Origin of the sequence: Sphingobium agri, from assembly GCF_023051225.1 — a bacterium.
GTDB classification, from domain to species: domain Bacteria; phylum Pseudomonadota; class Alphaproteobacteria; order Sphingomonadales; family Sphingomonadaceae; genus Sphingobium; species Sphingobium agri.
In genome coordinates this window covers 170,699-196,749 of the sequence record NZ_JALKHS010000008.1, presented here as the reverse complement: position 1 = coordinate 196,749, position 26,051 = coordinate 170,699, and the positions used below count along the sequence as shown (strand labels likewise).

The window sequence follows — 26,051 nt, the reverse complement described above, 5'->3', positions numbered from 1 at the left end:
TCAGGGTTTTTTACCCTTGCCGCCGCTGCCACCCTTGTTCCCGGGATTGCCAGGACCAGTGCCGGGGCCGTCGTTGATCGGCGGGTTGCCCGGAGGCTGGGGATCATAGCCATTGCCGACGCCGTTATTGCCCTTCGGCCCGCCGCCACCACCGCCGCCCGATGCCGCGATCGCCGGAGATGACAGGGAGGTCGACAACATGATCGTCATCGCCGGAGGAACGGTCGCGGCAAAGCGCCCGCAGGTCTTCAGGAAATTGCGGCGGTCATCGGCCGCAGCGAGAATGGTCGGTTCCTCTGCCAAGGGTAGCCTCCTCTTGTTCAGGATTGAGGCACGCTATCATCCCGGCCGAGTCCACCGCACTGCTATGGAGGGGTATATCAGAAGGTATAACCTTTCCGCCTCCCTCCATAGCTGGCACTAATCATCGACTTAGCTCAGCTGGAGCTATTCCGAAGCGGGCAGGTAAATCTCGCTCCCCTTGTTTTTGAATGTCTCGCTCATCTCGGCCATGCCCTTTTCGGCGTCTTCGGCAGCGAGGAACTGGTCGCTCGGCTGATTCTGTTTGGCGGCGAAGTCCCTCACCTCCTGCGTGATCTTCATCGAGCAGAATTTGGGACCGCACATGGAGCAGAAATGCGCCGTCTTCGCGCCCTCGGCAGGCAGAGTCTGGTCGTGATATTTCTCCGCCGTGTCGGGATCGAGCGACAGGTTGAACTGGTCGCGCCAGCGGAACTCGAAACGGGCGCGGCTGAGCGCATCATCGCGGACCTTGGCCGCCGGGTGGCCCTTCGCGAGGTCGGCGGCATGTGCGGCGAGCTTGTAGGTGACGACCCCAACCTTGACGTCATCGCGGTCGGGCAGGCCCAGATGCTCCTTGGGCGTGACGTAGCAAAGCATCGCCGTGCCATACCAGCCGATCATCGCCGCGCCGATGCCGCTGGTGATATGGTCATAGCCCGGCGCGATATCGGTGGTGAGCGGCCCAAGCGTGTAGAAGGGCGCTTCGCCACAGGCCTCCAGCTGCTTGTCCATATTCTGCTTGATCTTGTGCATCGGCACATGGCCTGGCCCCTCGATCATCACCTGCACATCCTGTTCCCAGGCGCGCTTGGTAAGTTCGCCCAGCGTGTAGAGTTCGGCGAACTGCGCCTCGTCATTGGCGTCGGCGATCGATCCGGGACGCAGACCGTCGCCCAGCGAATAGGCGATGTCATAGGCCTTCATGATCTCGGTGATCTCGTCGAAATGTTCGTAGAGGAAGCTTTCCTTGTGATGCGCAAGGCACCATTTCGCCATGATCGACCCGCCGCGCGACACGATGCCGGTGACGCGCTTGGCCGTCATCGGGATATAGGGCAGCCGCACACCGGCATGGATGGTGAAATAATCTACGCCCTGTTCGGCCTGCTCGATCAGCGTGTCGCGGAAGATGTCCCAGGTCAGCTCTTCGGCAATACCGCCGACCTTCTCCAGCGCCTGGTAGATCGGCACGGTGCCGATCGGGACCGGCGAGTTGCGCATGATCCATTCGCGGGTGTCGTGAATGTTGCGGCCAGTCGACAGATCCATGACCGTATCCGCGCCCCAGCGGATCGACCAGACCAGCTTGTCGACCTCGCTCGCCACATCGGAAGCGACGGCGCTGTTGCCGATATTGGCGTTGATCTTGACCAGGAAATTGCGGCCGATCGCCATCGGCTCCGATTCCGGGTGGTTGATGTTGTTGGGGATGATGGCGCGGCCGCGCGCGACCTCGTCACGGACGAATTCCGGCGTCACATAGTCGGGGATCGATGCACCCCAATCCTGCCCGTCGCGCACATATTCAGCGAGGCGGGCGCGGCCGAGATTCTCGCGTGTCGCGACATATTCCATCTCCGGCGTGATGATGCCGCGCCGGGCATAGTGCATCTGGGAGACGTTCATGCCCGGCTTGGCGCGCAAGGGGCGCTTCACGACATGGGGGAAAGGCTGGACGCCGCCTGACCGGTCGGGGCCCTTGAGGCCGTTATCTTCCGGCTGGATCGCGCGGGCGTCATATTCCTCGACATCGCCACGGCCGACGATCCAGTCGCGGCGCAGCGCTGGCAGGCCAGCCATGATGTCGATGCGCGCGTCGGGATCGGTATAGGGGCCGGACGTGTCATAGACGCGGACCGGGGGCTCGCCGCTGCCGGGCTCCAGATCGATTTCGCGCATGGCGACCTTGAGCGGGCCGACATGAATCTTGCGGCTGCCCCGGATAGGGCCCGTGGTTACGCGCATTTCAGTGCGGGCTGGAATGTCTGCCATGGTGGTTCCTTTCAGGCGATAACGGTGGCGCGGCCAGTGAGGCCAGCGAGGAAGAGGAAGAGGCCAAGGACGATGCTGACAGCAGCCCAGGCTCGGGTGAAATTGAGCGACCAGCGGCCGATGCGGAGCAGCGGAGCTGGGACTGCGAGCAGCAGCGCGCCTTCGACCAGCGCGGCATAGCCGATCAGGCTGACGATGACGGCGAGTGGATCGGTCCAGATGCTGTGGATGAGGACGAGGGCCGCGCCGACCACGAAGACGGGGAAGCCGAGCGCCATGACGAGACCCGGCGAGCGCTCCAGATCGTCCATCACCGCTCGCCAGCGCGACGGCGCCATGAGGCCGCCGATGCCCAAGACGATCATGTACAGGCCGATGGCTTCGGATAGGCGCAGGGTGAGGATGGAGATGGTGTCCATGGCAGCTCCGTCCTCCTCTTCTTCGCTGGGCGGAAGGAGGGTGCGGGCATGCCGGTGACAAGCCGTCCCTCCCTACGCCGGTCTCATCCGGATCAGGTTCAACGGGTCGCAGCCACATCAGCCGCCTCTCAACCGCCTGTGAGCGGTCCCCCGGGGATGGAGAGTCGATAGCCGAAATGGTTCGATCACGCCAGCCCATTGCGCTGGACATGGGACGGGCTTTGCCGCTTTTATGGCAGGAGATGAAGCATCATGATCTGTCCACCAAGGAAGGCCGCAAAGCGCACCGGCATGAAATGCGCATGGTCGCGGTGCGGCCCAGGCGTTGGGGGCTATGGCTGCTCACCGCCGGGTTCCTGCTGGTGCTGACGCCCTCCGCGCTGGATGTGCATAGCCTGTTCGGGCTGTGGCCGCCGATGCTGGGGGCGGTTTGCGTGATTGTCGGGGTGCCGCTGCTGGTGGCGAGCGTGGTGCTGAAGCGACGCTATGTGCGCGAGCGGGCGGCGGGGCAGGTTATGGTCGGGCGGATCAGGGGGTAGGTCGGCTGTCTTCTCCCCTCCCGCCTGCGGGAGGGGGAACGTCGTGCCTCGCCCGTTTAGGGCATCGCCTCGAACATCAGCTTCATGCCTGTCCTGGGCCTGATCGTCAGGCGGCTGATCGGCTCCGGCTTGAATCCTTCCGGAACCGACAGCCGATAGCGGCGCAGGACGCTGGCGATGACGGTCATCACCTCCTGCTGGGCGAAGCCTGCGCCGACACAGACGCGGGGGCCGCGGCCGAAGGGGAACCAGGCTTGGCGAACCATTTCGGCATTGGCGGGATCGTCGAAGCGGTCGGGATCGAAGCTATGTGGGCAGCCCCAATTATCCTTGTTCCGCTGGGTGAGCCACGGTGCGACGACGAGCATCGCGCCCTCCTCCAACTGCTTGTCGCGCATCGGCATGGGGCAAGGCACCTCGCGCGGGAAGAAGGCGACGGGCGGATAGAGGCGCAGCGTTTCGCGGAAGATGTTGCGGACATGCCCCATGTCCTTGAGCATCGCGGCGGTAAGCGGGGCGTTTCCGGCAAGTGCCACGACCTCGGCACGTGCCGCATTCTGGATATGGGCACATTCGGCGAGCATGTAGAGCGCCCAGGTCATGGTGCTGGCCGATGTCTCATGCCCGGCGAGGAAGACGGTGGAGACCTGATCCATCAACTGTTGCAGGGTGAAGGGCTCGCCCGTTTCGGGGTGCTTCGCCTCGATCAGCGACTGGAGGATGTCCTTGTTCGGCGATTCCGCCCGATCGTGGAAGCCCTGATAGCGCGCCTCCACGATCGGGCGGAACACGTCGTGGATCGCCTTTGCGGGTTTGAGCGATCGCTGCTCGAACCAGCGGGCGGGGAAGCCGTAAAGGCGCAGCATCGAGGCGCTGTGGGCGTAGCGCTGGAAACGGCCGAAGGCGTTGTGGATGATGTTGGATCGATGCTCGTCCAAAGCTTCGGAAAAGAGCGTGCGGAAGATGATGTCGGCCGCGACATGGGTCATCATCGGGTCGATATCGACGGGCTTTGTACGGTCGGCGGCATCGATGCGGGCGAGCAGATCGTCGGCAGCCGCAACCATCAGCGGCATCGACCGATGCAGCGCGGTATGCGCAAAGGCCGGGTTCACCATGGCGCGCTGGCTTTCCCAATCCTCGCCATTGGCGGAAAAGACGCTGTTGCCGATCAGGGGCGAAAGGTTACGGACGAGTTCGCGATGCTTGGGAAAGGCAGTGCCGCCGCGCAGAACCTTGTCCACCAGCGGCAGTTCATTGGCGATATACATGATCTGGCCGGGCATGCGGATTTCGCCAAGCTTCATGGTGTAGCTTTTTTCGAACAGCACATGGATCCAGCTGTGCCAGCCGCGCAGGAATCGCTTGAAAAGGCCCCGGCGGGTACGCGGCGGTTGCGGATAGGGCGGAGTGAAAGGTTCGGTCACGCTATGGCCCTGAAGGCTGTGATGGCTTGGTCAATCGTGCGGCGGCCAGCGGTCAGGCTGACATAGTCGATGGGGGACAGGCGGTCGCCGACGCGCAGATAATCGAAATGCGCCTCATATTTGTTCGACCAGCCGCTGTGGTAATTTTCCGGGTCATAAAAGAGGTGGAAACGTGGCGAGAGCAGATCGACGCGGGCGGCGCAACGGTCCGATACCAGGCGGATGGGATGGACGTCATAATAGGCGGCGCCATCGGGAGGCGCGGAAAGATCGACGAGGCGGAATTGCCCTTCGTCCAGTGCCTTGAGGTCGGCATGATACCAGTGGGCATCCTTGCGCAGGGCGACGACGGGCACGACCTGTCCCAAGGTGAGGGCCGTGAAGTGATCAGGCAGGGGCTTGCCTTCGCGCAGTTCAAGGATGCGGCGAAGGACGCTCATCGCGTAGATGGTGCCATTGCTGTGTGAAGCGAAGATGACTTCGTCCCAAGGGCCGTCCATTTCCTGCACGATGCGCGCGGCGAACTGGTCGAGCCGGGCGTTCATCTCCTCGCCGGGGCCTCGCGCTGCCACGCTATGATTATAATACATGAAGCGAAGCAGCCACGGCACGATTAGTTTGTTAAGCAATCGGCCGGAAAGCAGTATGCTGATGCCGATCCCGATTAGAGCGGCAGCCCAGAACGGCATCAGGAAAGACAGGAGCAAGGCTGGGATCAGCGCGAGCGCGAGCGGGACCAGAATCGCCAGCAGCGGCGGGTAAAGGATAGTGATGACCGGGCCGGACCGCAGCTTTCGCATGCGCAGGAACTGCATGTGCCGCGCATGGGCAAAATAGGTCGCGATCGACCGCCAGGCGAGGAGCAGCGGATTGCGGATCCACACCTTGCCGACCAGATCCTCCCAGCGGAGGAATTCATAGTCGGTCTCGACCTCCGCGCTGTGGTTGGTGACGGTCCAGATCGCGGAGGAAGCGGGCCCTGAACGGCGCGCGCTTACCTCCACCTGCTCACCTGACAGCCCGGCATAGCGCTCCGCCTGCTCACGATAGAGTTGGTGATAAAAACGCACCCCGCGCGGATCGAAACCGCCAAGGTAGAATACTTTACGCTTGAACTTCTGCACGGCCCTGTTCCACATCGGGCCATGACGACACCCGAACGCGATTACTGCTATTTCATAGATCACCGCAAATACAACCGAAACATCGGCTGCCGGAAACATGACAATGCCTACGGCATCAATGGTGGGGGCAGCGAGCGGGACCGGTGGCGGGCGGATTTCGCCTTTTACCGGCACATGCGCGGCAATGGCGACCCGATGGCACTGCCTTCCCTGCTCGCCTGCCTGGCGTTTGGCTGGTTCTGCTGGAACTATCATCCCGGTAAAGGTCCGTGGCGGGGACAGCTCTTGCGCCGCTTCGTGAAAGCGCCGAAGTGAGCGGCATGACCAATCCCAAGCATGTTTCCCTGGGGCCGATCACGATCGGCAATAACCTGCCCCTCATCCTGATTTCCGGCCCCTGCCAGATCGAGAGCCGCGATCATGCGATAATGATGGCGGAGAAGCTGGCGGATGTCGCGCGTAAGGCGGGCGTGCCGTTCATCTTCAAATCCTCGTTCGACAAGGCAAACAGGACGTCCGTGTCGGGGCAGCGTGGCGTGGGGATCGATGCGGGTCTGGCGATCCTGGCCGAGGTGAAGGCCCAGCTCGGCTGTCCGGTGCTGACCGATGTGCATGAGGCAGGCCAGGTAGAGGCAGCGGCGCAGGCGGTGGATATTCTGCAAATCCCGGCCTTCCTGTGCCGTCAGACGGACCTGCTGTTGGCGGCGGGAAAGACGGGCGCAGTCGTCAATGTGAAGAAGGGCCAGTTTCTCGCGCCCTGGGACATGGCTGCGGTGGCGCAGAAGGTCGCCTCTACCGGCAATGAGCGGATACTGCTTACCGAGCGCGGGGCGAGCTTCGGCTATAACACGCTCGTCAGCGACATGCGGTCGCTGCCGGTAATGGGTGAGACCGGCTATCCGGTGGTGTTCGATGCCACCCATTCGGTGCAACAGCCGGGCGGATTGGGATCCGCGTCAGGCGGGCAGCGGGAATTTGCGCCTGTGCTGGCGCGCAGTGCGGTTGCGGCTGGCGTCGCTGCAATCTTTGCTGAGGCGCATGATGATCCGGATCGGGCGCCATCGGATGGGCCGGTCATGCTGCCGCTGAAGTGGATGGGGCCGCTGCTAGAGAAGCTCAGAGCTATTGATGAGGTGGTGAAGGGATAGGGTCACGCGGAGGCGCGGAGACGCGGAGGAATGGGCGTAGCCCTGTTTCATCCATTCTGCGCCCTCTGCGACTCCGCGTGAACCAAATTTACTCGCCTACGGCCGCGTCTGGCCCGTTCCGCGTACCAGCCATTTGTAAGTGGTGAGGCCTTCCAGCGCCACCGGACCGCGGGCGTGAAGGCGGCCGGTTGAAATGCCGATCTCCGCGCCAAGGCCGAACTCGCCGCCATCGGCGAACTGGGTCGAGGCGTTCCACATGACGATCGCGCTGTCGACCGCGTTGAGGAAGCGCTCGGCTTTCTGTGCGTCTTCGGTGATGATCGCGTCGGTGTGATGGCTCGCATGCGCGGCGATATGGGAGAGCGCTTCGTCAAGCCCATCGACCAGCCGCACCGAGACGATGGCATCGAGATATTCGGTATCCCAGTCCTCGTCCGATGCCGCAACGACACGCTCGTCCAGCGCCTGCACCGCAGCGTCGCCGCGCACTTCGCACTTGGCGTCGAGCAGCGCTTTCACGATGGCGGGCGCAGCTGCGAAGGCCTGGTCGATCAGCACCGTTTCGGTCGCGCCGCAAATGCCCGTCCGGCGCATCTTGGCATTGACGATCAGCTTGACGGCCATGTCAGGATCGGCGGCGCCATCGACATAGCTGTGATTGATGCCGTCAAGATGCGCCAGCACGGGCACGCGCGCCTCTTCCTGCACGCGCGCGACCAGGCTCTTGCCGCCGCGCGGGACGATAAGGTCGATGAAGTCCGACGCCTTGAGCAAAGCGCCCACGGCGGCGCGATCAGTCGTCGGCACCAGCTGCACCGCGTCGGCGGGCAAACCCGCGGCGGCTATCCCTTCCGCCATGGCGGCGTGGATGGCGCGATTGCTTTCCTTCGCCTCGCTTCCCCCGCGCAGGATGACGGCATTGCCCGCGCGCAGGCACAGCGCAGCGGCGTCGGCGGTCACATTGGGACGGCTTTCATAGATGATGCCGATCACGCCCAGGGGCACGCGCACGCGCGACAGCTCCATGCCGTTGGGCCGGACCTGCTTGTCGATGATGCGCCCAAGCGGATTGTCGAGGATCGCAACCTGATCGACGCCAGCCGCAGTCGCTTCCACACGGGCTTCGTCCAGGCGCAGCCGGTCGAGCATGGCTGGCGAAAGACCATTGGCGGCGGCATTTTCCACGTCGCGCGCGTTGGCAGCAAGGATTTGCGGCGCCTGATCCCGAAGCGCCTGGGCGGCACGGCGCAGCGCATCTATCTTCTGCGCGTCGCTCGCGCTGGCCAGCGCCGTGGCGGCGGCACGGGCGCGTGCGCCCATCGCGGCGATGAGCATTTCGGGAGTCTGAGTGAGGTCATTCATCTGGTCGAGCCTTTCGCCCGCGCCCTTAGCATGAAAGCGTGATGCGGCGAAAGGCGCTGAGACTTGCAATGGATGGCCTGTTGAGCGCTGATCTTTTACCGGCGTCACCCAATCGTTCGGGCCGAGCTTGTCGAAGCCTCTTCTTCCTAAAAGAAGTAAGGCCCTTCGACAGGCTCAGGGCGAACGCGGTGGTGGGGTGACTCCTGACGCCCTAAGCCGCCTGCGCCAAACTCACCGCCTTCATCGCGCGGAAAGTGCGGCAGGGCGGAATATTGCGCCATTCGATACGTTCGGCGATGTCGTTGAACTGCCCGGTAAGCAGCCGCCGGACGAAGGCGGAATATTGATACACAAGAAATTCGCCGCCCGGCCGCAGCGCCCGCTGCGTTTCCGCGCAGATCAGTTCGCCCACGCCATCCGGCAGGGTGGAGAAGGGAATGCCCGACAGGATGTAATCGGCCTGCTGATGCCCAGCTTCGCTGATGAAGCGGCGCACGTCCGCCGCCGATCCGTGCACCACCCGGAGCCGGGGATCATCGATCTGCGCTTCCAGCCAGGCGACGAAATCGAGGTTGAGGTCGATCGCCAGCAGCTTGGCGTCCGGGTGCATGCGCTCCAGGATCGGCCGGGTGAAGGTGCCGACGCCCGGCCCATATTCGACGAACAGCCGCGTGCGCTGCCAATCCACCTGATCGAGCATGCTGCTCACCAGCGCGGGAGAGGATGGGATCACCGATCCGATCATGCCGGGATGCTTCACGAACTGACGGAAGAACATGCTCCATTGGCCAAGGAATGAAGCCGGAACTGCTTTTGTCTTCAGGGGAATGGAGGCCATCAATACTCGCCTGTCTGCCTTCTGTCTGGGCCTTGCAAATAACGGCCCGCCTTGCAAGCCGCTTTGCGCTGGCGGGCTTGTGGCCCGGCCATGGGTAAGCGAACGCGCGGAGCGCGGATGGGTTCAATCCGCAATCCGCTAGCCCTTGTTAAGAGGGACGATCGCGCGACCGGAGCATGCCCGGCGCGACGAAGCCGATCGGATCGACCCGCATGGCGCTTTGCTTCAGCTGGGATTGGATTTTTTCATATTCCTGTTCCATTTCGGGCGTCACCGATGCGCGGGTTTCTTCCAGCGCCTCGTTGAAATGCGCCTGCTCGACGCGCTCCACCGACAGCGACTGACGCAGCGCGATCAGGCCCGCGCGGCGCACCAAGTCTTCAAGGTCAGCGCCGGTGAACCGCTCGGTCCGTTCCGCCAGATCATCGAGGTCGACATCGTCGGCCAGCGGCATTTTACCGGTGTGGATGGCAAGGATGCGCTTGCGCCCCGCCTTGTCCGGCACAGGCACATAGATAAGCTCGTCGAAGCGGCCCGGCCGCAGCAGTGCGGGATCGATCAGCGTCGGCCGGTTGGTCGCGCCGATAACGACCACCGACTGCAGCTCCTCCAGCCCGTCCATTTCGGCAAGGATGGTGTTCACCACCCGCTCCGTCACTGCCGGTTCGCCCAGCCCGCCGCCACGCGCCGGGACGAGGCTGTCCAACTCGTCGATGAAGATGACCGTCGGCGCCACCTGGCGCGCGCGGGCGAACAGGCGGGCAATCTGCTGCTCGCTTTCGCCATACCATTTGGACAGGAGGTCGCTGGACTTGGTCGCGATGAAGTTCGCCTGCGCTTCCCGCGCCACCGCCTTTGCCAGCAGCGTCTTGCCGGTGCCGGGGGGGCCGTAGAGCAGGAAGCCCTTGGCGGGACGGATGCCAATGCGGCGGAAGGCGTCGGGGTCCTTGAGCGGGAGCTCGACCCCTTCCTTGAGGCGCATCTGCGCTTCGTCCAGGCCGCCAATGTCGGACCAGCCGATATTGGGCGCCTGCACCATCACCTCGCGCATGGCGGACGGCTGGACGCGCTTGATGGCGGCCATGAAGTCATCGCGGGTGACCGACAGTTCCTCCAGCACATCCTGCGGGATGGTGCCTTCCTCAAGGTTGAGGCGCGGCATGAAGCGGCGTACCGCCTCGATCGCCGCCTCGCGCGTCAGCGCGGCAAGGTCAGCACCGACAAAGCCATAGGTCATGCGCGCCAGTTCGCCGAGATCGACTCCCTCGCCCAGCGGCATGCCGCGCGTGTGGATGCCCATGATCTCGCGCCGTCCGCGCTCGTCGGGCACGCCGACGATGATCTCGCGATCGAAGCGGCCGGGACGCCGCAACGCTTCGTCGATCGCTTCGGGCCGGTTGGTGGCGGCGATCACGACCAGATTGGTGCGCGGTTCGAGGCCGTCCATCAGGGTCAGCAGCTGGGCCACCAGCCGCTTCTCCGTCTCGCCGGTCACATTGCCGCGTTTGGGCGCGATCGAATCGATTTCGTCGATGAACAGGATGGATGGCGAGGACTTCGCCGCTGCCTCGAATATCTCACGCAGCTGCTTTTCCGATTCGCCATAGGCCGATCCCATGATCTCCGGCCCGTTGATCAGGAAGAACTCCGCCTCCGATTCATTGGCGACGGCGCGGGCGAGCCGTGTCTTGCCCGTTCCGGGCGGGCCATGGAGCAGCACGCCCTTGGGCGGATCGACGCCCAGCCGCTCGAACAATTCGGGGTAGCGCAGCGGCAGCTCCACCATTTCGCGGAGCTGGTCGATCGCTTCGGCCATGCCGCCTACATCGTCATAGGTGACGTCGGCCCGCCGGGATTCCTTAGGCTCTTCATATTCGGCGCGCAGGTCGATCTCCGTATCGGCGTCGATCTGCACGAAGCCTTTGGGCGTGGTGGATACGACGACCAACCGGATTTCCTGCAAGGCATAGGCGGGCGCGGCCAGCATCTGGCGCAGCTGCGGCGGCATGTCGCTAGGCGGGACCTGTTGCTGTCCAGCCGTGGCGACGATGTCGCCAGCGGCAAGCGGGCGCTGGAAGAAGACGCGTTTCAGCGCCTCCGGATTGCCCTGAAGCCGCAGGTTATTTTGTGCAGGCGCGAAGACGACACGCTGGGCGGGCCGTGGTTCGATCTTGCTGATCTGGACGAAGTCACCGGAGCCCACGCCTGCGTTCGCGCGCTGCAAACCGTCGAGCCGAAGGACGTCGAGCCCTTCATCCTCCTTATAGGGCCGCACGACACGCGCGGGCGTTGAACGTTTTCCCGCGATCTCGATCACGTCCCCTTCAGCAAGCTGAAGTTCCGCCATGACGGCGACCGGAATGCGCGCGAGCCCGCGACCTGCGTCCTCAGGCCGTGCATTTGCTACCTGAATCCTGCGTTCCGGGCTTTCCTGTTCGGCCATTGCCATCCCCATTCTTGTCACTGCGTAACGAGATAGGAAACGTCGAAGCGCGAGGAAAGAGCCCCGCGATCATGATAACCCGGGATAAAAAAAGGGCCGACCCGAAGGCCAGCCCGGAAAGTTTTAGGAGAGGATGCCTGAAAGGCCTTTCCTATGTGCGTTGCAGCATGGTATTTTGCAATTGCGAAAAGGATTGAAGAGTTGCAAATTTTGCATCTTACCGGTTGACGCTTTTTCATGCTGGTGAAAAGAGGATGACTGAAACCGGGCTGCTGCCTGCCCGCACCGCGACGATGACGCGTCGCAGCAGAGCGGTGGCTTGGCTATTAGATTGACTATGCGCAGACTGCCGCCCCTTACTGCCCTTGAGGCCTTTGTTCAGGTAGCCCGGCTTGGGTCGGTCAAGGCTGCGGCGGAAGAACTCGCCTTGTCCACGCCCGCGCTCAGCCGCCGCGTGCAGGCGCTGGAGCGGTTCATCGGCCGCCCCCTTTTCGATCGCAAGCATCAGGCGCTGGAGATCAACGCCGATGGGCAGAAGCTGCTCGACGACATCGCCCCCGCGCTGGATTCGCTGAGCCAGGCGCTGGAGAATATCCAGAGCGGCGGCAATCAGCTGCGCCTGCGCCTGGCCGTCATGCCGCTGTTCGCGACCCAGCGGCTGTTCCCCCATCTGGGCGCCTTGCGGCAGAAGCACCCCCAGTTGCATATCGATATCGAAACGACGCCGCATGCCGTCGCGCGTCTGGGCGAAGGGCTGGATGCGGCGATCGTGCTTGCCAAGGATATCGATCCGGCGCTTTATGCCCATGAGCTCGATCATGACGAAGTTTATCTGATCGGCCGCAAGGCGCTGCTCGACGCCCCGCAAAAGATCGGATCTCCGGCGGATCTGGCGCAGCACACGATCCTGCTCCACCGCGACATGAACCTGTCCTTCGACGCATGGAAGGATGCGGTGGGCTTGCCCGACCTGCAGCCGCTGGCGATCGACAATTATGATTCGGGTCAGTTGATGCTGGAGGCCGCCGCGCAAGGGCTGGGCGTTGCCGTCATGCATGCGAGCCACTTCAAGGAAGCCGGTGACTCGCGTCTTGTCCGTCTGTTCCCGGAGACGCGGGTGGAAAGCCCCTATCGCTATTATTTCGTGTGCCGTCCGCGCGCCTTGCAGACCCGCGCCGTGCGCATTTTCCGCGACTGGTTGATCGCGGCGGATATCTGATTCCGCTCAATATCGGCGGCTGATCAGCGGCTTGGCGATTTTTGCCTGCCGCGCTCTTAACCCTGTCACGCTCGCGCCGTTATTAGCCGCATGACTGGGGCATCATCATCCGCAAATCCGCAGCACGGCCTGGCCGACCGCCTGACACGGTGGGCGCGTGGCCTGTCGGGAAAGCTTGAGGCAGAAGAGGAAGCGGATGAGGCGGAAAGCCAGCGCACCCGATCAGGCAGCACGGTGCATCGCGAGGTCAATCGCCGCCGCAAGCTGTATGACGAGATCGGCAATTTCCTCTTTGCGCATGACCTTGACCTGACTCCGCTCAATTTCGGGGTCGCGCATGATTACCTTACCGGATCGCAGATCGCCGTTGAAAAGGCGATCAGGGCGGTGCTGGCGGAGCGCGGCAAGATCAGCAACAGCTGGGTCGAGGAGATCGTCGCCGAACAGCGCGCCGACGAAGTGACGCCCGAAGCCCTGTCGACCATGTTGGCGAAGGTCGAAGAGAATCTCTCCGAATTTACCGGCCTGATGACCGAATCGCGCAACTCCGCGAAGGATTATGGCGCGGCGTTGCAGGAGGAGGTGAAGGGCCTGGCGGCACGGGCGGACAATGAACCGGTCCTGTCCCGCCTTGTGGCGCTCACCCGGTCCATGGTGGAAAAGACGCGGCAGGTCGAAGGGCAGCTGCGGCAGAACCAGAAGCAGAATCACGCGCTCCGCTCCAGCCTCGCCAATGCGCGGCGCGCGGCCGAACATGATCATCTGACCGGCCTTCCCAACCGGCGCGCGTTCGAAGGCAGGCTGCGCGAGGAAGTTGCCACGGCGCGGAAGGAAGGACAGCCACTCGCTGTCGCCTTCTGCGATATCGATCATTTCAAGCTGATCAACGACACCCATGGGCATGACACGGGCGACAGGGTGCTGAAATTCGTCGCCGGGCTGCTGGCCAAGGCAAGCGACGACCAATGCCATGTGGCCCGTCACGGCGGCGAGGAATTCGTCATGCTGTTTCGCGGCAAGACGGCCGCGGAAGCGTGCGAGGCGGTGGACAGCGTCAGGCAGGATCTGGCGACCCGTAGCCTCGTCAACCGCACCAATGGCGAGCGGATGGAGCGGGTAAGCTTTTCGGCGGGCGTCGCCAATGTGCTCGCCCACGACGATCCGCGCACGGCGCTGAAGGCAGCTGACCGGGCGTTGTATCTGGCCAAGGAACATGGCCGCAACCGCGTCTATCTCGCGGTCGAGGGCGAGTGATCCTGCCTTAGAAATCCGGCTTCTCATAATGGGGCGGCGGGGTGATCACCTCCATCCGCTCCGACAGCAGGGGCCGGAAGGACGGGCGCGACTTGAAGCCTGCATACCAGCGCTTGACCGTCTCATGCCCGGCCCAGTCGATGCCTCCCAGATAGTCGGCAACCGACAGGTGCGCGGCCGCCGTTATGTCGGCCAGGCTCATCGTGCCACCCGCCATCCAACTGCGGTGATCGAGCAGATAGTCCATATAATCCATATGGACATTGGCCCGCTTCATGGCTTCGCGCAGCACCCGGGCGTCTGGCGGCGCCCGTTCGATCAGCCGCTTCTTCATCCGCTCGTGCAGTAGTGGGCCCACGACATCGCCGTAGAAATTCTGGTCGAAGAAGGCGACGAGCCGCCGCACCTCCGCCCTGCCCGCCGCCGTGCCGGAGATCAGAGGGAATTTTTCCACCGTCTCTTCGAAATATTCGCAGATCGCCTGGCTGTCGATCAGCGTCGATCCCTTTTCCTGGTCAACCATGACGGGCGTCGTGCCCGCCGGATTGAGATCAAGAAATTCGTCTCGCGCTTCCCAGGGCGATTCGCGTACCAGATCATAGCCGATCCCCTTTTCGCCCAGCAGCAGGCGCACCTTGCGGGAGAAGGGACAAAGCGGGAATTGGAAGAGCTGCCACATGGCCTCCTGTTAAGCGGAGCCAAGCGCTGCGAAAAGCGGCAAATGGCTGACACTCGCTTAAATGGGGGACGATAGTCGCGGAAACTTTGGCGGCGGGGCGACAATCCGGGGCTTCCGATGATCGCCTCTACCCTCTAGAGGGTCAGGCAACGCATAGGAAAGGATGATCGATGTCTGACGATTTTTTCCCGGTCCCTTCGGAATGGGCCGCTTCGGCGCTGCTCGACCGGGATGGACGTGAGGCAGATTATCAGCGGTCGATCGATGATCCGGAGGCCTATTGGCTGGAGCGTGCAGAGCGCCTCGACTGGCTGACTTTCCCCAGCAGGACGGACGAGAGCAGCTTCAACGAAGCGGATTTCGGCGTGAAATGGTTTGCCGACGGCGTGCTGAACGTCAGCGCCAACTGCATCGACCGGCATCTGGCCGAGCGTGGCGACCAGACCGCGATCATCTGGGAGCCGGACTCGCCGGACGCGGAGCCGCGCCGCTTCACCTACAAACAGGTTCATGAGGAAGTCTGCCGCTTCGCCAATGTCCTGAAAGCCGCAGGCACGAAGAAGGGCGACCGCGTCACCGTCTATCTGCCGATGATCCCGGAAGCGGCCTTCGCCCTCCTCGCCTGCGCGCGGATCGGCGCCATCCATTCGGTCGTCTTCGGCGGCTTCTCTCCCGAAGCGCTGGCGGGCCGGATCATCGACTGCGATTCCAACATCGTCATCACCGCCGATGAAGGCTGCCGCGCGGGCAGACAGGTGCCGCTCAAGGCCAATGTCGATGCCGCGCTGAAGGATTGCCCAAGCGTCAGGAAGGTCGTCGTGGTGCAAGCGACCGGCGGCGCCATCGCCATGCAGGAGGGCCGCGACCTGTGGCTGCATGAGGAAGCGGCAAAGGTCTCCGCCGACTGCGCGCCCGAGCCGATGAACGCGGAAGATCCGCTGTTCATCCTCTACACCTCCGGTTCGACGGGCAAGCCCAAGGGCGTGCTGCACACGACCGGCGGCTATCTGCTGTGGGCGAGCCTTACCCATGAGCTGTGCTTCGACTATCGCCCCGGCAATATCTACTGGTGCGCGGCGGACATCGGCTGGGTCACGGGTCACAGCTATATCGTCTATGGCCCGCTGGCGAATGGCGCGACGACACTGATGTACGAGGGCGTTCCCAACTATCCCACCGCTAGCCGCATCTGGGAGGTGGTGGACCGGCATCAGGTGCAGACCATCTTCACAGCGCCCACGGCTCTGCGCGCGTTGATGAAGGAGGGCGACGCGTTCGTGCGCTCCACCAGCCGCAAATCGCTGCGCCTGCTCGGCACCGTGGGCGAGCCGATCAATCCCGAGGCGTGGCGCTGGTATCATCATGTCGTGGGCGAGGATCGCTGCCCGATCATCGATACCTGGTGGCAAACCGAAACGGGTGGTGCGATGATCGCGCCGATGCCGGGCGCCACGGACCTGAAGCCCGGCTCCGCCACATTGCCGATGCCGGGCGTGATCCCGCAGATCGTAGACAGCGAAGGCAAGGTGCTGGAAGGCGCGGCGGAGGGCAACCTGGTCATCGCCGGAAGCTGGCCGGGCCAGATGCGCACCGTCTGGGGCGATCATGAGCGCTTCTTCCAGACCTATTTCACGACCTTCCCCGGCAAATATACGACCGGCGACGGTGCCCGCCGCGATGCGGACGGCTATTACTGGATCACCGGCCGCGTCGATGACGTCATCAACGTGTCGGGCCACCGCATGGGCACCGCCGAGGTCGAAAGCGCGCTGGTGCTGCACGAAGCGGTCGCCGAAGCGGCCGTGGTCGGCTTCCCCCACGACATCAAGGGGCAGGGCATCTACGCCTATGTCACGCTGAACAGCGGCGAGGAACCGAGCGAGGACCTGCGCAAGACGCTGGTCGCCTGGGTCCGCACCGAGATCGGCCCGATCGCGACGCCCGACGTCATTCAGTTCGCTCCGGGCCTGCCCAAGACCCGGTCGGGCAAGATCATGCGCCGCATCTTGCGCAAGATCGCTGAAGGCGAAGTGTCGGCACAGGCGCTGGGCGACACCAGCACCCTTGCCGATCCCTCGGTGGTGGACAATCTGGTCGCCAATCGGCAAGGATGACGCCTGATCTGGATCAGGAGACGTCCTTGCAACGCTACAGCCTGGTTGCCCGTACGCTGCACTGGGTCATGGCGATCCTGATCCTCTTCAATCTATGGCTGGGACTGGCGCACGAATCCCTGCCGGGCGACTGGCAGGTGATGCCGGTGCATAAATCGGTGGGCCTGACCGTACTGGCGCTGGCGATCCTTCGCCTGGTTTGGCGTCTCACCCACCGCCAGACACCCTTGCCCGAGGGACTACCCGCCTGGGAAAGGCTGGCTGCGAAGGTTACGCATTATACCTTCTACGGCTTCATGCTGTTGGTGCCGTTGACTGGTTGGATCATGAGTTCTGCGGGCAAATATCCGCTGAACTGGTTCTTTCTGTTCGATGTGCCGAAGTTTGCGGTCACGAAGGATGATGCGATCGTCGGCTTTTCCGCCGAAGCGCATGAGATATTTGCCTTCGCCTGGATCGCCCTCCTCATCCTGCATGTCGCGGCGGCGCTGCGCCATCACTTCATCCTGAAGGATGACGTGCTGCGGCGGATGTTGGGGTAGACCCCCCCTGGCCTCTTCACCCCGATGCCAGCTTTCGTTGGCATGACGGAACAGCTTTAGACCATTTCCCCGATCAGCAGCTTGGGCAGTGCGCCGCTTTCACCCCTTGCCTCGGCCATGAAGCGGTTCTTGAGCATCGGCGTGCGCTGGACGGCGGCGAGGCCGAAACGGCGGATGGCAGAAGGAACGCGGCCGGGCACATCGAACAGCCGGACGAGCCCGTCCATGGCAACGCTGACCGACATCGCGTCCAGCCCCCGCCAGCGCTGGTAGCGCGCCATCAGTTGCGCATCGCCCGGATCAAGGCCAAGGCGCATGCCATCGACCAGAACCTCCACCAGCGCCGCGACGTCGCGAAACCCAAGGTTCAGGCCCTGCCCCGCAATCGGATGGATCGCATGGGCGCTGTCGCCGACCAGCGCCAGCCGCGTATCGGTGATCCGCGCGGCATGGTGGAAACCCAGCGGATAGCTGGAGCGCGGCCCGGCGAGTGAAATCTCGCCCAGGAAGCCGCCCATCCGCTTCTGCGCTTCGGCGAGCCATGCCCGCTCGGACAATTTCAGCATCACCGGCGCCTGCTCGGTCGGCACTGTCCAGACGATGGCCGATCGCGTCCCCGGCAGCATCGGCAGCAGCGCGAAGGGGCCGCCGGGATAGAAAATCTCATAAGCCGTGTTGGCGTGCGGCACCTCATGATCGATCGCCGTTACCATGGCGGTGTGCTTATACTGCCAGCGCGTGGTGCGGATGCCCGCGGCCTCGCGGGTTGGGCTGTTCCGCCCTTCGGCCGCCACCAGCAGCGCGCCGTACAGCATCTGCCCGCTGGCGAGCGTCAGGCTGACGCCGTCGGCATTGCGATCGACATGGATGGCACGGTCCGGCTGGAAGCGGATCAGATTCTCCGCCTTCTCGGCCGCTTGGGATAGGGCGATGCGCAGGTCGCGATTGGGGAACATGATCCCCATGACACCATCGTCCGCATCAGGCGCGAAATCGAGAGCGCCGGGTTCCAGCCCGTCGCTTACCCAAATCCGCTCGATGGGGCAGCCTTTCCCGTCCAGCAGTTCAGCTACACCGATGGCGGAAAGCATCGCATAGCTGGTCGAGGAAATGGCGGACACGCGCCCGTCGAACCCGACGGCGCTGGTCTCCACCGGATCGGCGGGATCGATGACGGCGCAGCGCACCCCATGACCGGAAAGCGCGATGCCCAAGGTCAGCCCGACAAGGCCCCCGCCCAAGATGACGACGTCAAAACGTTGCATATGATCTATCTAGGCGCTCGGCCGGGGAATAGGAAGCGGCGCGAGCCGCCTATTCATCCGTGCTCCTGCGAAGGTAGGAGCCTAGGCGTTTATTTAAGCTGGGCTCCTGCCTCCGCAGGAGCACGGCAAAGAAAATTTTTCAAAGCTTGCGCACCCACCCAGCGGGGTCGGCCACCGTCCCGCGCTGAATGCCGGTCAGTTCCGTGCGCAGTGCTTCGGTTACGATGCCGCCATCGCCATTGCCGATGGTGAAGTCGCCATCGACGCTCTTCACCGTGCCGATCGCGGTGACGACCGCCGCCGTGCCACAAGCGAACGCCTCGCGCAGCTTACCGCTCGCCGCATCGTCGCGCCATTGCGCGAAGCTGTAGGGCTCCTCGCGAACCTCATGCCCCTTGGCGCGGGCCAGCGTAATAATGCTGTTGCGGGTGATGCCGGGTAGGATCGTGCCCGACAGCGGCGGGGTAACGATCGACCCGTCGTCCATGACAAAGAATACGTTCATGCCGCCCAGTTCCTCGACCCACTTATGCTCTGCGGCGTCGAGGAAGACGACCTGATCGCAGCCATGCTTCGTCGCTTCCGACTGAGCCACCAGGCTCGCGGCATAATTGCCGCCGCACTTGGCAGCCCCCGTGCCGCCCTTTGCCGCGCGGGTATAATGTTCCGACACCCAGAGCGTGACCGCCTTCTTCCCACCCTTGAAATAGGCGCCAGCGGGCGAAGCGATGACGCAGAAGATATACTCCGCCGCCGGGCGCACGCCCAGAAAGCTTTCGCTCGCGAACATGAAGGGGCGCAGATACAGGCTTCCTTCGCCGCTGGGGATCCAATCGGCGTCGATCTTCACCAGTTCTTCGACGGCCTCCAGGAAGATGTCCTCCGGCAGGACCGGCATGGCCATGCGTTCCGCCGACTCGGCGAAGCGGCGGGCATTTTCCTCCGGCCGGAACATGGCGATGCTGCCATCCTCAAGCCGGTACGCCTTCATCCCTTCGAAGATTTCCTGGGCATAATGCAGCACGGCGCAGGCCGGATCGAGCTGGAACGGCTCACGCGGGCCGATGGCATGGCTGTGCCACCCCTGCCCTTCCGTATAGCGGATCGTCACCATATGATCGGTGAACAGGCGCCCGAACCCCGGGTCCTCCAGCAATACGGCGCGCTGGTCAGCCGATACAGCCTTGCTGCTCGGGTTGACGGTAAAGCGCGACTTCTGCTGGACGTCCATGATCTATGCTCCTTTGGTAGGACCGGCCGCCTATGTCACAAACGGCTGGCGGAAACAATGGGTCATCAATACTGACCAATTTGTTGCGCTTTCGAAAGGGCCGCTCGCTGCCTGCTGGCATCTTGGCGCAGGGCGGCGGCGCGCTTATGCCGCAGCCATGCACTTTTTCTCGGACAATGCGACACCGGTCTGCCCGCAAGTGATGGCGGCGATGGCTGCGGCTGATGTCGCGGACCATGGCTATGATGGCGACGCGTGGAGCGCACGGCTGGATGGCGCATTTTCCGACCTGTTCGGCACCCCGGTTCGCGCGCTGTGGGTCGCGACCGGCACCGCGGCGAACAGCATTGCTCTGGCCTGCCTGTGTCCGCCCTATGGCGGCATCCTGGCCCATGAAGAATCGCATATCATGGTGGACGAATGTGGAGCGCCCGGCTTTTACACCCATGGCGCAAGCCTAATGAGCTTGCCCGGCGATGGCGCGAAGCTCTCCCCCGAAACGTTGATCGAGCGGCTGAAGGCGATCCGCCCGGACGTGCACCAGATCCCGGCCCGCGCGATCAGCATCACCCAAGCCAGCGAATATGGCCGCGTCTATACGCCGGAGGAGGTCGCGGCGATTGGCGAGGTGGCGCGGGATCACCGCCTCGACCTGCACATGGACGGGGCGCGCTTCGCCAATGCTGTCGCGCATCTGGGTTGTCATCCAGGCGATATCAGCTGGCGCGCAGGCGTCGATGTCCTGACCTTTGGCTGCGTCAAGAATGGCGGCATGGTGGGTGAAGCACTGCTCTTCTTCGGCAGCCAAGCGGATGCGCGCGCGTCCGAAGCGGCACGCTGGCGCAAGCGCGGTGGACATCTGCTGTCCAAGGGGCGCTATCTTGCCGCGCAGATATTGGCGATGCTGGAGGATGACCTCTGGCTGCGCAATGCGCGGGCCGCCAATGCCGCAGCCGCTGCGTTGGCCCAAGCCGTCCCGGATCGGCTGCTTCATCCCGTCGAGGCTAACGAGCTGTTCATCCGCCTCTCTTCTGCCGAAGCGGCAAGCCTGCGCGCGCAGGGCTTCGACTTTTACGACTGGGGAGAGGGAGCGGCACGCCTCGTCACCAATTGGGCGCAGGATGCGGGCGCGGTCCAGCCGCTCGCCGACGCACTCAGGTCGCTTGCATGAGCGGATCGTCGGAGGCGAAGGGCGGCGTCATCCTGCCTTTCCTGCTTGTCACGCTGATCTGGAGTTCGACCTGGATCGTCATCCGCGATCAGCTGGGCGCGGTGCCGCCGAGCTGGTCGGTCTGCTACCGGTTCCTCCTGGGGGCGGCTGGCATGGCGCTGTTCGCGATGATCCGCCGTGTGCCGTTGCGGCTGCCGCCCGCCGGGATCGCCTTTGCGGGCGCTCTGGGCGTCGCGCAGTTCGTACTCAACTTCAACTTCGTCTATCGGGCAGAACATTATCTGACCTCCGGCGTCGTCGCGACCGTCTACGCGCTGCTGCTGATCCCCAATACTATCCTCGCCTGGATCGCGTTTCGCCAGCCGGTCAGCCGCGCCTTCATCCTGGGGTCGCTGGTGGCGATCGCGGGCATCATGTTGCTGCTGCTGCGCGAATATCGCGCTGCGCCGGTGTCCGCCGACGCCGTGCTGGTCGGCATCGCGCTCAGCGTCGCTGGCCTGCTCAGCGCGTCCAGCGCGAACGTCATGCAGGGGATGCAGATCGCCCGCCGCCTGCCTATGGCGGCTGTGCTCACCTGGGGCATGCTGATCGGCAGCGCAGTCGACGCGGCCTATGCATGGGCGACCGTGGGACCGCCTGTGATTGAGTGGCGCGCGGGCTATTTGTTCGGCATCGCCTGGCTGGGCATTGCGGGGTCGGTGGTGACCTTCCCACTCTATTTTCAGCTTATCCAGCGGGTGGGACCGGGACGGGCAGCCTATAGCAGCGTGCTGATTCCCGTGATCGCCATGCTGATTTCCACGGTTTTCGAGGATTATCGCTGGTCAACGCTGAGTGCGGCAGGCGCGGTGCTGGCGGTGGCTGGCATGGTGATCGCGCTACGGGCGAAAACGGCCTAGCGGCGAAGGCCCGGCTCATAATGGCGCTTTGCCGCATTAACCCGATCGATCAGGCTGGCGAGCGATTGCGGAGCGGGAGTCACGGCTTCGGGCATCGCCAAGCGGCTCATGCGCTGGCTGAGCGCGGCGAAGTTGCGGTCGATCCGTTCCATGGCGACAAGTCCCTGCAAAAGCTGTGGGACCATCCATGGGGCGCTTTGGTTAACGGGGCGTAAGCGATGCGACAGCCTGAGTCATTTCGCCACGGCAAGGCAGGCGGCCAGGCCTTCGCGATAGGTGGGGTAGCGCGGTGCCCAGCCGAGAAGCCGCTTGGCCCGGCCGTTCGCCACCCGCCTGTTCTCCGCATAGAAGGACAGCGCCATGGGCGACAATTGCGCCTCCTCCAACGACAATAGCGGCGGCAGCGGCGCGCCGAGCATGGCGCAGGCCGCCTCGATCAGACGGTTCTGAGCGCAGGGCAGATCGTCGGAAAGATTATAGATGCCGGGCGGGCCATCGAAGGACGCGATAATGCCGCTGACGATATCATCCACATGAGCGCGGCTGAAAATCTGATCGGGCAGATCGATGCGATGCGCCTTGCCCTCGCGCACCCGCTCGATCGCCGACCGGCCCGGGCCGTAAATGCCGGGGAGGCGGAAACAGCGCATGTCTTCACGCAGCGCGCGCCAGTCGCCGTCTGCCTGCACCCGCGCGGCACGGCGGCCGGAGCCGATGGGGCTGGCTTCGTCCACCCACGCCCCCGCAGCATCGCCATAGACGCCGGTCGCGGAAAGATAGCCGCTCCACAGCGCCGGGGCGGCGGCGATCGCCGTGCCGTAACGGGTTAGGACCGGATCCGCCCCGCCCTCAGGCGGCACGGAGGAAAGGATGTGCGTCGCCTTGGCGATACTGGCGCGCACGGCATCGCCGTCATCGAAGGCGATCGCCTCGGCATCGGCGGAGCGGCGGACCCCCGTGACCTCCCACCCCTCTCCGCTCAGGCGAGCGGCCAGCCGGGACGCGGTGTAACCCATGCCGAGGATCAGCATATGAGGGATGGCAGCGACCCTCCCGAACTAGACGGTAAAGCTTTCGCCGCAGCCGCAGCTGCCCTTTGCATTGGGGTTGTTGAAGACGAACCCGGCGGTGAAGTCATCCTCCACCCAATCCATCGTCGATCCGACGAGATAGAGCACCGACGCGCCGTCGATATAGAAGACGCCGCCGGGCGTTTCGATCTTCTCGTCGAACTTCGCTTCCTCGGTCACATAGTCGACCGAATAAGCGAGGCCAGAGCAACCGCGGCGCGGCGTCGACAGCTTGACGCCGATCGCGCCTTCAGGAGCCTGACGCATCAGGTCGGCGATGCGCTGTTCCGCACTCGGCGTCAGGATGACGGCGGCAGGGCGGGCGCGGGTCTTGGTGGTCGTCTCGGTCATCTAGTTCCTCTTCTCCCCTCCCACTTGCGGGAGGGGTCGGGGGTGGGTTCGTGCCGCGCAAAGCTCGCTCCGCTCGCGCCCACCCCTTGGCCCCCTCCCGCTTGCGGGAGGGGAAATGGTTAGAGCATCCCCAGTTCCAGTTTCGCCTCGTCGCTCATCTTCTGCGGGTCCCAAGGCGGGTCCCAGACGAGATTGACCTGCGCGTCTCCCACGCCCGGCACGGCACCGACGCGCAGTTCGACCTCGCCGGGCATTGATTCAGCGACCGGGCAATGCGGCGTAGTCAGCGTCATGGTCACGACCGCATGGCCGTCTTCCGTCACATCGACGCCATAGACGAGGCCGAGATCATAGATATTCACCGGAATTTCCGGGTCATATATCTCCTTGAGCGTGTCGATGATCGCTTCATACAGGTCGCCGCCCGGCTCGCCCTTCGGCGCTTCGCTCGGCTTGGCGTTCAGGAAGCCGTCCAGATAGTCGCGCTGGCGCGGAGCCGCCTCAGCCGCCGTCTCCTCCACGCGCGCCTTGGGCGGGGCGTCAACCGCCTCCACCTCTTCCACCCGGATCTGGCGTTCCCCGGAATTTACCTCAGTCATTGGTGAAGATCTTCCTCACTCGCTCTATGCCCTTGACCAGGGCATCGACATCGCCCTCGTCGCTATAGATGCCGAAACTGGCCCGCGCCGTCGCTTCGACGCCCAGATGCCGCATCAGCGGCTGCGCGCAATGATGCCCGGCGCGGATCGCGACACCCGTTTCGTCCAATATGGTGCCAACATCGTGCGGATGCACCCCCTCGACTTCGAAGGACAGGATGCCCGCACTGTCCTCCGGCCCGAAAACCCGCACGCTGTTGATGCTCTCCAGCGCGGCCCGCGCCTTGCCGACCAGCGCGCATTCATGCGCATGGATCGCGTCGAGGCCGATCGCCTGCACATAATCGATCGCGGCGGACAGGCCGACGACGCCGGTGATATGCGGCGTCCCCGCTTCGAACCGGGTCGGCGCGGGCGCGTAGGTGGTTTTCTCGAACGTCACCTTGTCGATCATCGACCCGCCACCCTGATAGGGCGGCATGGCGTCCAGCAGTTCCTTGCGGCTCCACAGCACGCCAATCCCGGTCGGGCCGTAGAGCTTGTGCGCGGAAAAGACATAGAAGTCGCAATCGAGCGCCTGCACATCGACGGCAAGGCGCGGCACCGCCTGGCATCCGTCGATCAATATCTTCGCGCCCACGCTGTGGGAGATGTCTGCTGCGCGGCGCACATCAAGCACGCTGCCCAGCACATTCGACACATGGGCTAGCGCGACCAGCTTGTGCGCAGGCGTGATCATCGCGGCCATGGCTTCGAGGTCGATCCTGCCATCCGCCGTGAGCGGCACGACATCGATCGCCGCGCCGACACGTTCGGCGACGATCTGCCAGGGGACGATGTTGCTGTGATGCTCCAACATCGACAGTAGGATGCGGTCGCCCGCCTTCAACTGCGTGTCTGCCCAGCTATGCGCGACCAGGTTGATCCCCTCGGTCGCGCCGCGGACATAGACGATCTCGCTATCGGAAGCCGCGCCGATGAATTGCGCGACCTTGCGCCGCGCCGCTTCATAGGCGAGCGTCATGTTGGCGGAGCGTTCATAAACGCCGCGATGGACGGTCGCATAGTCGGGGCCGTAGGCGCGGGCAATCGCGTCGATAACGGCGGTGGGCTTTTGCGCGGTGGCGGCGCTGTCAAGATAGTGCCAGCTGCCGACGCCGGGAAAATCGTCCCTTAAACTCAGCAAACCGTTCGGGCTGAGCCTGTCGAAGCCTTCTCCTGTCTTTGAAGAGAGTTGAAGCCCTTCGACAGGCCCAGGGCGAACGAAGGAGGGATCACCACTCATACCAAATCTTCCAGCTTGGCCAGCGCAGCCGCTTCCAGCCTGTCCTTGACTGCCTCATCAGCCACATCGTCGAACACGCCAGCAACGAAGGCCTTCAACAGCAGCGTCTTGGCAGTCGCCGGGTCCATTCCCCGCGACGCCATGTAGAACAGCGCCTGACGGTCCAGTTCACCCACGGTTGCGCCGTGGGCGCATTTCACATCGTCGGCGTAGATTTCCAGCTCCGGCTTGGCATTGGCCGTGGCAGTGCGATCGAGCAACATGGCCTTCACAGACTGAAACGCATCCGTGCGCTGTGCATCGCGCGCGACATTGATCGACCCGAGATAGCTGCCCGTCGCCCGCTGGCCCAGGATGGAGCGGATCGTCTGCCCGCTGGTCGCGTCCGGCTCGGCATGGGTGACGGAGGTGATGATTTCCAGCACCTGATCCCCGCCGCCGATGATCGCGCCGTTGAGTTCGAAATGGCTCCCCTTGCCCAGAGTCACCTTAAAGGTCACGCGGCCGAGCTTGCCGCCGATGTTCAGCACATGAAAGTCGCACCGCGCTCCGTCCGCGATCGTGATGACATAATCATGCACCGCCGCTGCGCCATCGCTGGCGTTCTGCAACAGATGGTGGCGCGACGTTTCTCCGGCCGCGACGTCGATCCGCGTCGGCGCAGGCGTCGGCCAAATGGAGGCGACAGCCTCCAGATCGCTATAGCGCCATTCCTCTTGCTTGCGCGTGGGCAGGGCGAGTGCGGTCATGACCGAACCTCCTCCGCGCCTCCGCGCC

The 26,051-nt window shown here is 63.9% G+C and carries 26 protein-coding genes and 1 riboswitch; of the genes, 9 read left to right on the top strand and 17 right to left on the bottom strand.

Annotation, left to right across the window (positions count from 1 at the left end; translation table 11 throughout):
* From MU848_RS12120 to MU848_RS12110, 3 genes are all read right to left on the bottom strand, one after another.
* A complete protein-coding gene (locus tag MU848_RS12120) occupies positions 1–303 on the bottom strand; it encodes a hypothetical protein (RefSeq protein ID WP_201515317.1) in 303 nt (100 codons plus the stop codon).
* 144 nt (positions 304–447) lie between these two features.
* Positions 448–2,295, bottom strand: coding sequence for a phosphomethylpyrimidine synthase ThiC (thiC, locus tag MU848_RS12115; protein ID WP_247232402.1), 1,848 nt, complete (start codon positions 2,293–2,295; stop codon positions 448–450).
* Positions 2,296–2,306: 11 nt separating this feature from the next.
* Complete coding sequence (locus MU848_RS12110) at positions 2,307–2,714, bottom strand: DUF2065 domain-containing protein (protein ID WP_247232400.1); 408 nt, start codon at positions 2,712–2,714, stop codon at positions 2,307–2,309.
* A 52-nt stretch (positions 2,715–2,766) separates the two neighbouring features.
* A riboswitch (TPP riboswitch) is annotated at positions 2,767–2,877 on the bottom strand.
* Between the two features lie 79 nt (positions 2,878–2,956).
* On the opposite strand from MU848_RS12110, the gene MU848_RS12105 reads away from it, so the two are divergent.
* On the top strand, positions 2,957–3,253 hold the full coding sequence (locus tag MU848_RS12105; protein ID WP_201515320.1) for a hypothetical protein: 297 nt from the start codon (positions 2,957–2,959) through the stop codon (positions 3,251–3,253).
* A 56-nt stretch (positions 3,254–3,309) separates the two neighbouring features.
* Here MU848_RS12105 and MU848_RS12100 read toward each other — a convergent pair whose 3' ends face one another.
* Entirely contained in the window at positions 3,310–4,680 is a 1,371-nt protein-coding gene (locus MU848_RS12100; RefSeq protein ID WP_247232384.1) for a cytochrome P450, read from the bottom strand.
* Entirely contained in the window at positions 4,677–5,804 is a 1,128-nt protein-coding gene (locus MU848_RS12095) for a hypothetical protein (protein ID WP_247232382.1), read from the bottom strand. The genes MU848_RS12100 and MU848_RS12095 overlap by 4 nt, the downstream gene beginning before the upstream one ends.
* Positions 5,805–5,825: 21 nt before the next feature.
* On the opposite strand from MU848_RS12095, the gene MU848_RS12090 reads away from it, so the two are divergent.
* Positions 5,826–6,119 (top strand): hypothetical protein, encoded by a 294-nt coding sequence (locus MU848_RS12090; protein ID WP_097090671.1) that lies wholly within the window; start codon positions 5,826–5,828, stop codon positions 6,117–6,119.
* Positions 6,120–6,124: 5 nt separating this feature from the next.
* Positions 6,125–6,952: a 3-deoxy-8-phosphooctulonate synthase gene (kdsA, locus tag MU848_RS12085; protein ID WP_247232380.1), complete on the top strand. Its 828-nt coding sequence runs from the start codon at positions 6,125–6,127 to the stop codon at positions 6,950–6,952.
* A gap of 96 nt (positions 6,953–7,048) precedes the next feature.
* Here kdsA and MU848_RS12080 read toward each other — a convergent pair whose 3' ends face one another.
* The 3 genes from MU848_RS12080 to MU848_RS12070 all read right to left on the bottom strand — a co-directional run bounded on the left by MU848_RS12080 (position 7,049) and on the right by MU848_RS12070 (position 11,595).
* The gene (locus MU848_RS12080) at positions 7,049–8,314 is read right to left on the bottom strand and encodes a glutamate-5-semialdehyde dehydrogenase (protein WP_247232378.1); all 1,266 of its coding nucleotides are present in this window, start codon (positions 8,312–8,314) and stop codon (positions 7,049–7,051) included.
* A 211-nt stretch (positions 8,315–8,525) separates the two neighbouring features.
* Positions 8,526–9,152 (bottom strand): class I SAM-dependent methyltransferase, encoded by a 627-nt coding sequence (locus MU848_RS12075; protein ID WP_201515324.1) that lies wholly within the window; start codon positions 9,150–9,152, stop codon positions 8,526–8,528.
* Between the two features lie 148 nt (positions 9,153–9,300).
* Positions 9,301–11,595, bottom strand: coding sequence for a CDC48 family AAA ATPase (locus tag MU848_RS12070; protein ID WP_247232375.1), 2,295 nt, complete (start codon positions 11,593–11,595; stop codon positions 9,301–9,303).
* 337 nt (positions 11,596–11,932) lie between these two features.
* Between MU848_RS12070 and MU848_RS12065 the strand changes: the two genes are divergently transcribed.
* A complete protein-coding gene (locus tag MU848_RS12065; protein ID WP_247232373.1) occupies positions 11,933–12,814 on the top strand; it encodes a LysR substrate-binding domain-containing protein in 882 nt (293 codons plus the stop codon).
* Positions 12,815–12,904: 90 nt separating this feature from the next.
* Complete coding sequence (locus MU848_RS12060) at positions 12,905–14,068, top strand: GGDEF domain-containing protein (protein WP_097090665.1); 1,164 nt, start codon at positions 12,905–12,907, stop codon at positions 14,066–14,068.
* A 7-nt stretch (positions 14,069–14,075) separates the two neighbouring features.
* On the opposite strand, the gene MU848_RS12055 is transcribed toward MU848_RS12060, so the two are convergent.
* Positions 14,076–14,747 carry a glutathione S-transferase family protein gene (locus MU848_RS12055; protein ID WP_097090664.1) on the bottom strand — a complete coding sequence of 224 codons (672 nt, stop codon included), beginning with the start codon at positions 14,745–14,747 and terminating at the stop codon, positions 14,076–14,078.
* A gap of 170 nt (positions 14,748–14,917) precedes the next feature.
* Here MU848_RS12055 and acs point away from each other — a divergent pair, with 170 nt between their 5' ends.
* A complete protein-coding gene (gene acs / locus MU848_RS12050) occupies positions 14,918–16,861 on the top strand; it encodes an acetate--CoA ligase (protein WP_247232364.1) in 1,944 nt (647 codons plus the stop codon).
* Positions 16,862–16,887: 26 nt separating this feature from the next.
* Positions 16,888–17,403 carry a cytochrome b gene (locus tag MU848_RS12045; protein ID WP_247232607.1) on the top strand — a complete coding sequence of 172 codons (516 nt, stop codon included), beginning with the start codon at positions 16,888–16,890 and terminating at the stop codon, positions 17,401–17,403.
* Positions 17,404–17,459: 56 nt separating this feature from the next.
* Here MU848_RS12045 and MU848_RS12040 read toward each other — a convergent pair whose 3' ends face one another.
* Positions 17,460–18,668 (bottom strand): UbiH/UbiF/VisC/COQ6 family ubiquinone biosynthesis hydroxylase, encoded by a 1,209-nt coding sequence (locus MU848_RS12040; RefSeq protein ID WP_247232362.1) that lies wholly within the window; start codon positions 18,666–18,668, stop codon positions 17,460–17,462.
* Between the two features lie 139 nt (positions 18,669–18,807).
* Positions 18,808–19,899, bottom strand: a complete 1,092-nt coding sequence (locus tag MU848_RS12035) for a branched-chain amino acid aminotransferase (RefSeq protein WP_247232360.1) — start codon at positions 19,897–19,899, stop codon at positions 18,808–18,810.
* 157 nt (positions 19,900–20,056) lie between these two features.
* Between MU848_RS12035 and MU848_RS12030 the strand changes: the two genes are divergently transcribed.
* Positions 20,057–21,070, top strand: a complete 1,014-nt coding sequence (locus MU848_RS12030) for a threonine aldolase family protein (RefSeq protein ID WP_247232605.1) — start codon at positions 20,057–20,059, stop codon at positions 21,068–21,070.
* Positions 21,067–21,969 carry a DMT family transporter gene (locus MU848_RS12025; RefSeq protein ID WP_247232358.1) on the top strand — a complete coding sequence of 301 codons (903 nt, stop codon included), beginning with the start codon at positions 21,067–21,069 and terminating at the stop codon, positions 21,967–21,969. Before MU848_RS12030 ends, MU848_RS12025 begins: the two co-directional genes overlap by 4 nt.
* Here MU848_RS12025 and MU848_RS12020 read toward each other — a convergent pair.
* The 6 genes from MU848_RS12020 to MU848_RS11995 all read right to left on the bottom strand — a co-directional run bounded on the left by MU848_RS12020 (position 21,966) and on the right by MU848_RS11995 (position 26,023).
* Positions 21,966–22,154 (bottom strand): hypothetical protein, encoded by a 189-nt coding sequence (locus MU848_RS12020; RefSeq protein ID WP_097090659.1) that lies wholly within the window; start codon positions 22,152–22,154, stop codon positions 21,966–21,968. The genes MU848_RS12025 and MU848_RS12020 overlap by 4 nt on opposite strands.
* 48 nt (positions 22,155–22,202) lie before the next feature.
* Positions 22,203–23,009 carry an SDR family NAD(P)-dependent oxidoreductase gene (locus MU848_RS12015; RefSeq protein WP_247232603.1) on the bottom strand — a complete coding sequence of 269 codons (807 nt, stop codon included), beginning with the start codon at positions 23,007–23,009 and terminating at the stop codon, positions 22,203–22,205.
* Positions 23,010–23,027: 18 nt separating this feature from the next.
* Complete coding sequence (locus MU848_RS12010; protein WP_201515333.1) at positions 23,028–23,390, bottom strand: HesB/IscA family protein; 363 nt, start codon at positions 23,388–23,390, stop codon at positions 23,028–23,030.
* A gap of 119 nt (positions 23,391–23,509) precedes the next feature.
* A complete protein-coding gene (locus MU848_RS12005) occupies positions 23,510–23,989 on the bottom strand; it encodes an SUF system Fe-S cluster assembly protein (RefSeq protein ID WP_247232356.1) in 480 nt (159 codons plus the stop codon).
* The gene (locus MU848_RS12000) at positions 23,982–25,274 is read right to left on the bottom strand and encodes an aminotransferase class V-fold PLP-dependent enzyme (protein ID WP_247232354.1); all 1,293 of its coding nucleotides are present in this window, start codon (positions 25,272–25,274) and stop codon (positions 23,982–23,984) included. The genes MU848_RS12005 and MU848_RS12000 overlap by 8 nt, the downstream gene beginning before the upstream one ends.
* On the bottom strand, positions 25,271–26,023 hold the full coding sequence (locus tag MU848_RS11995; RefSeq protein WP_201515335.1) for a SufD family Fe-S cluster assembly protein: 753 nt from the start codon (positions 26,021–26,023) through the stop codon (positions 25,271–25,273). Before MU848_RS11995 ends, MU848_RS12000 begins: the two co-directional genes overlap by 4 nt.
* Between the last annotated feature and the right edge of the window lie 28 nt (positions 26,024–26,051).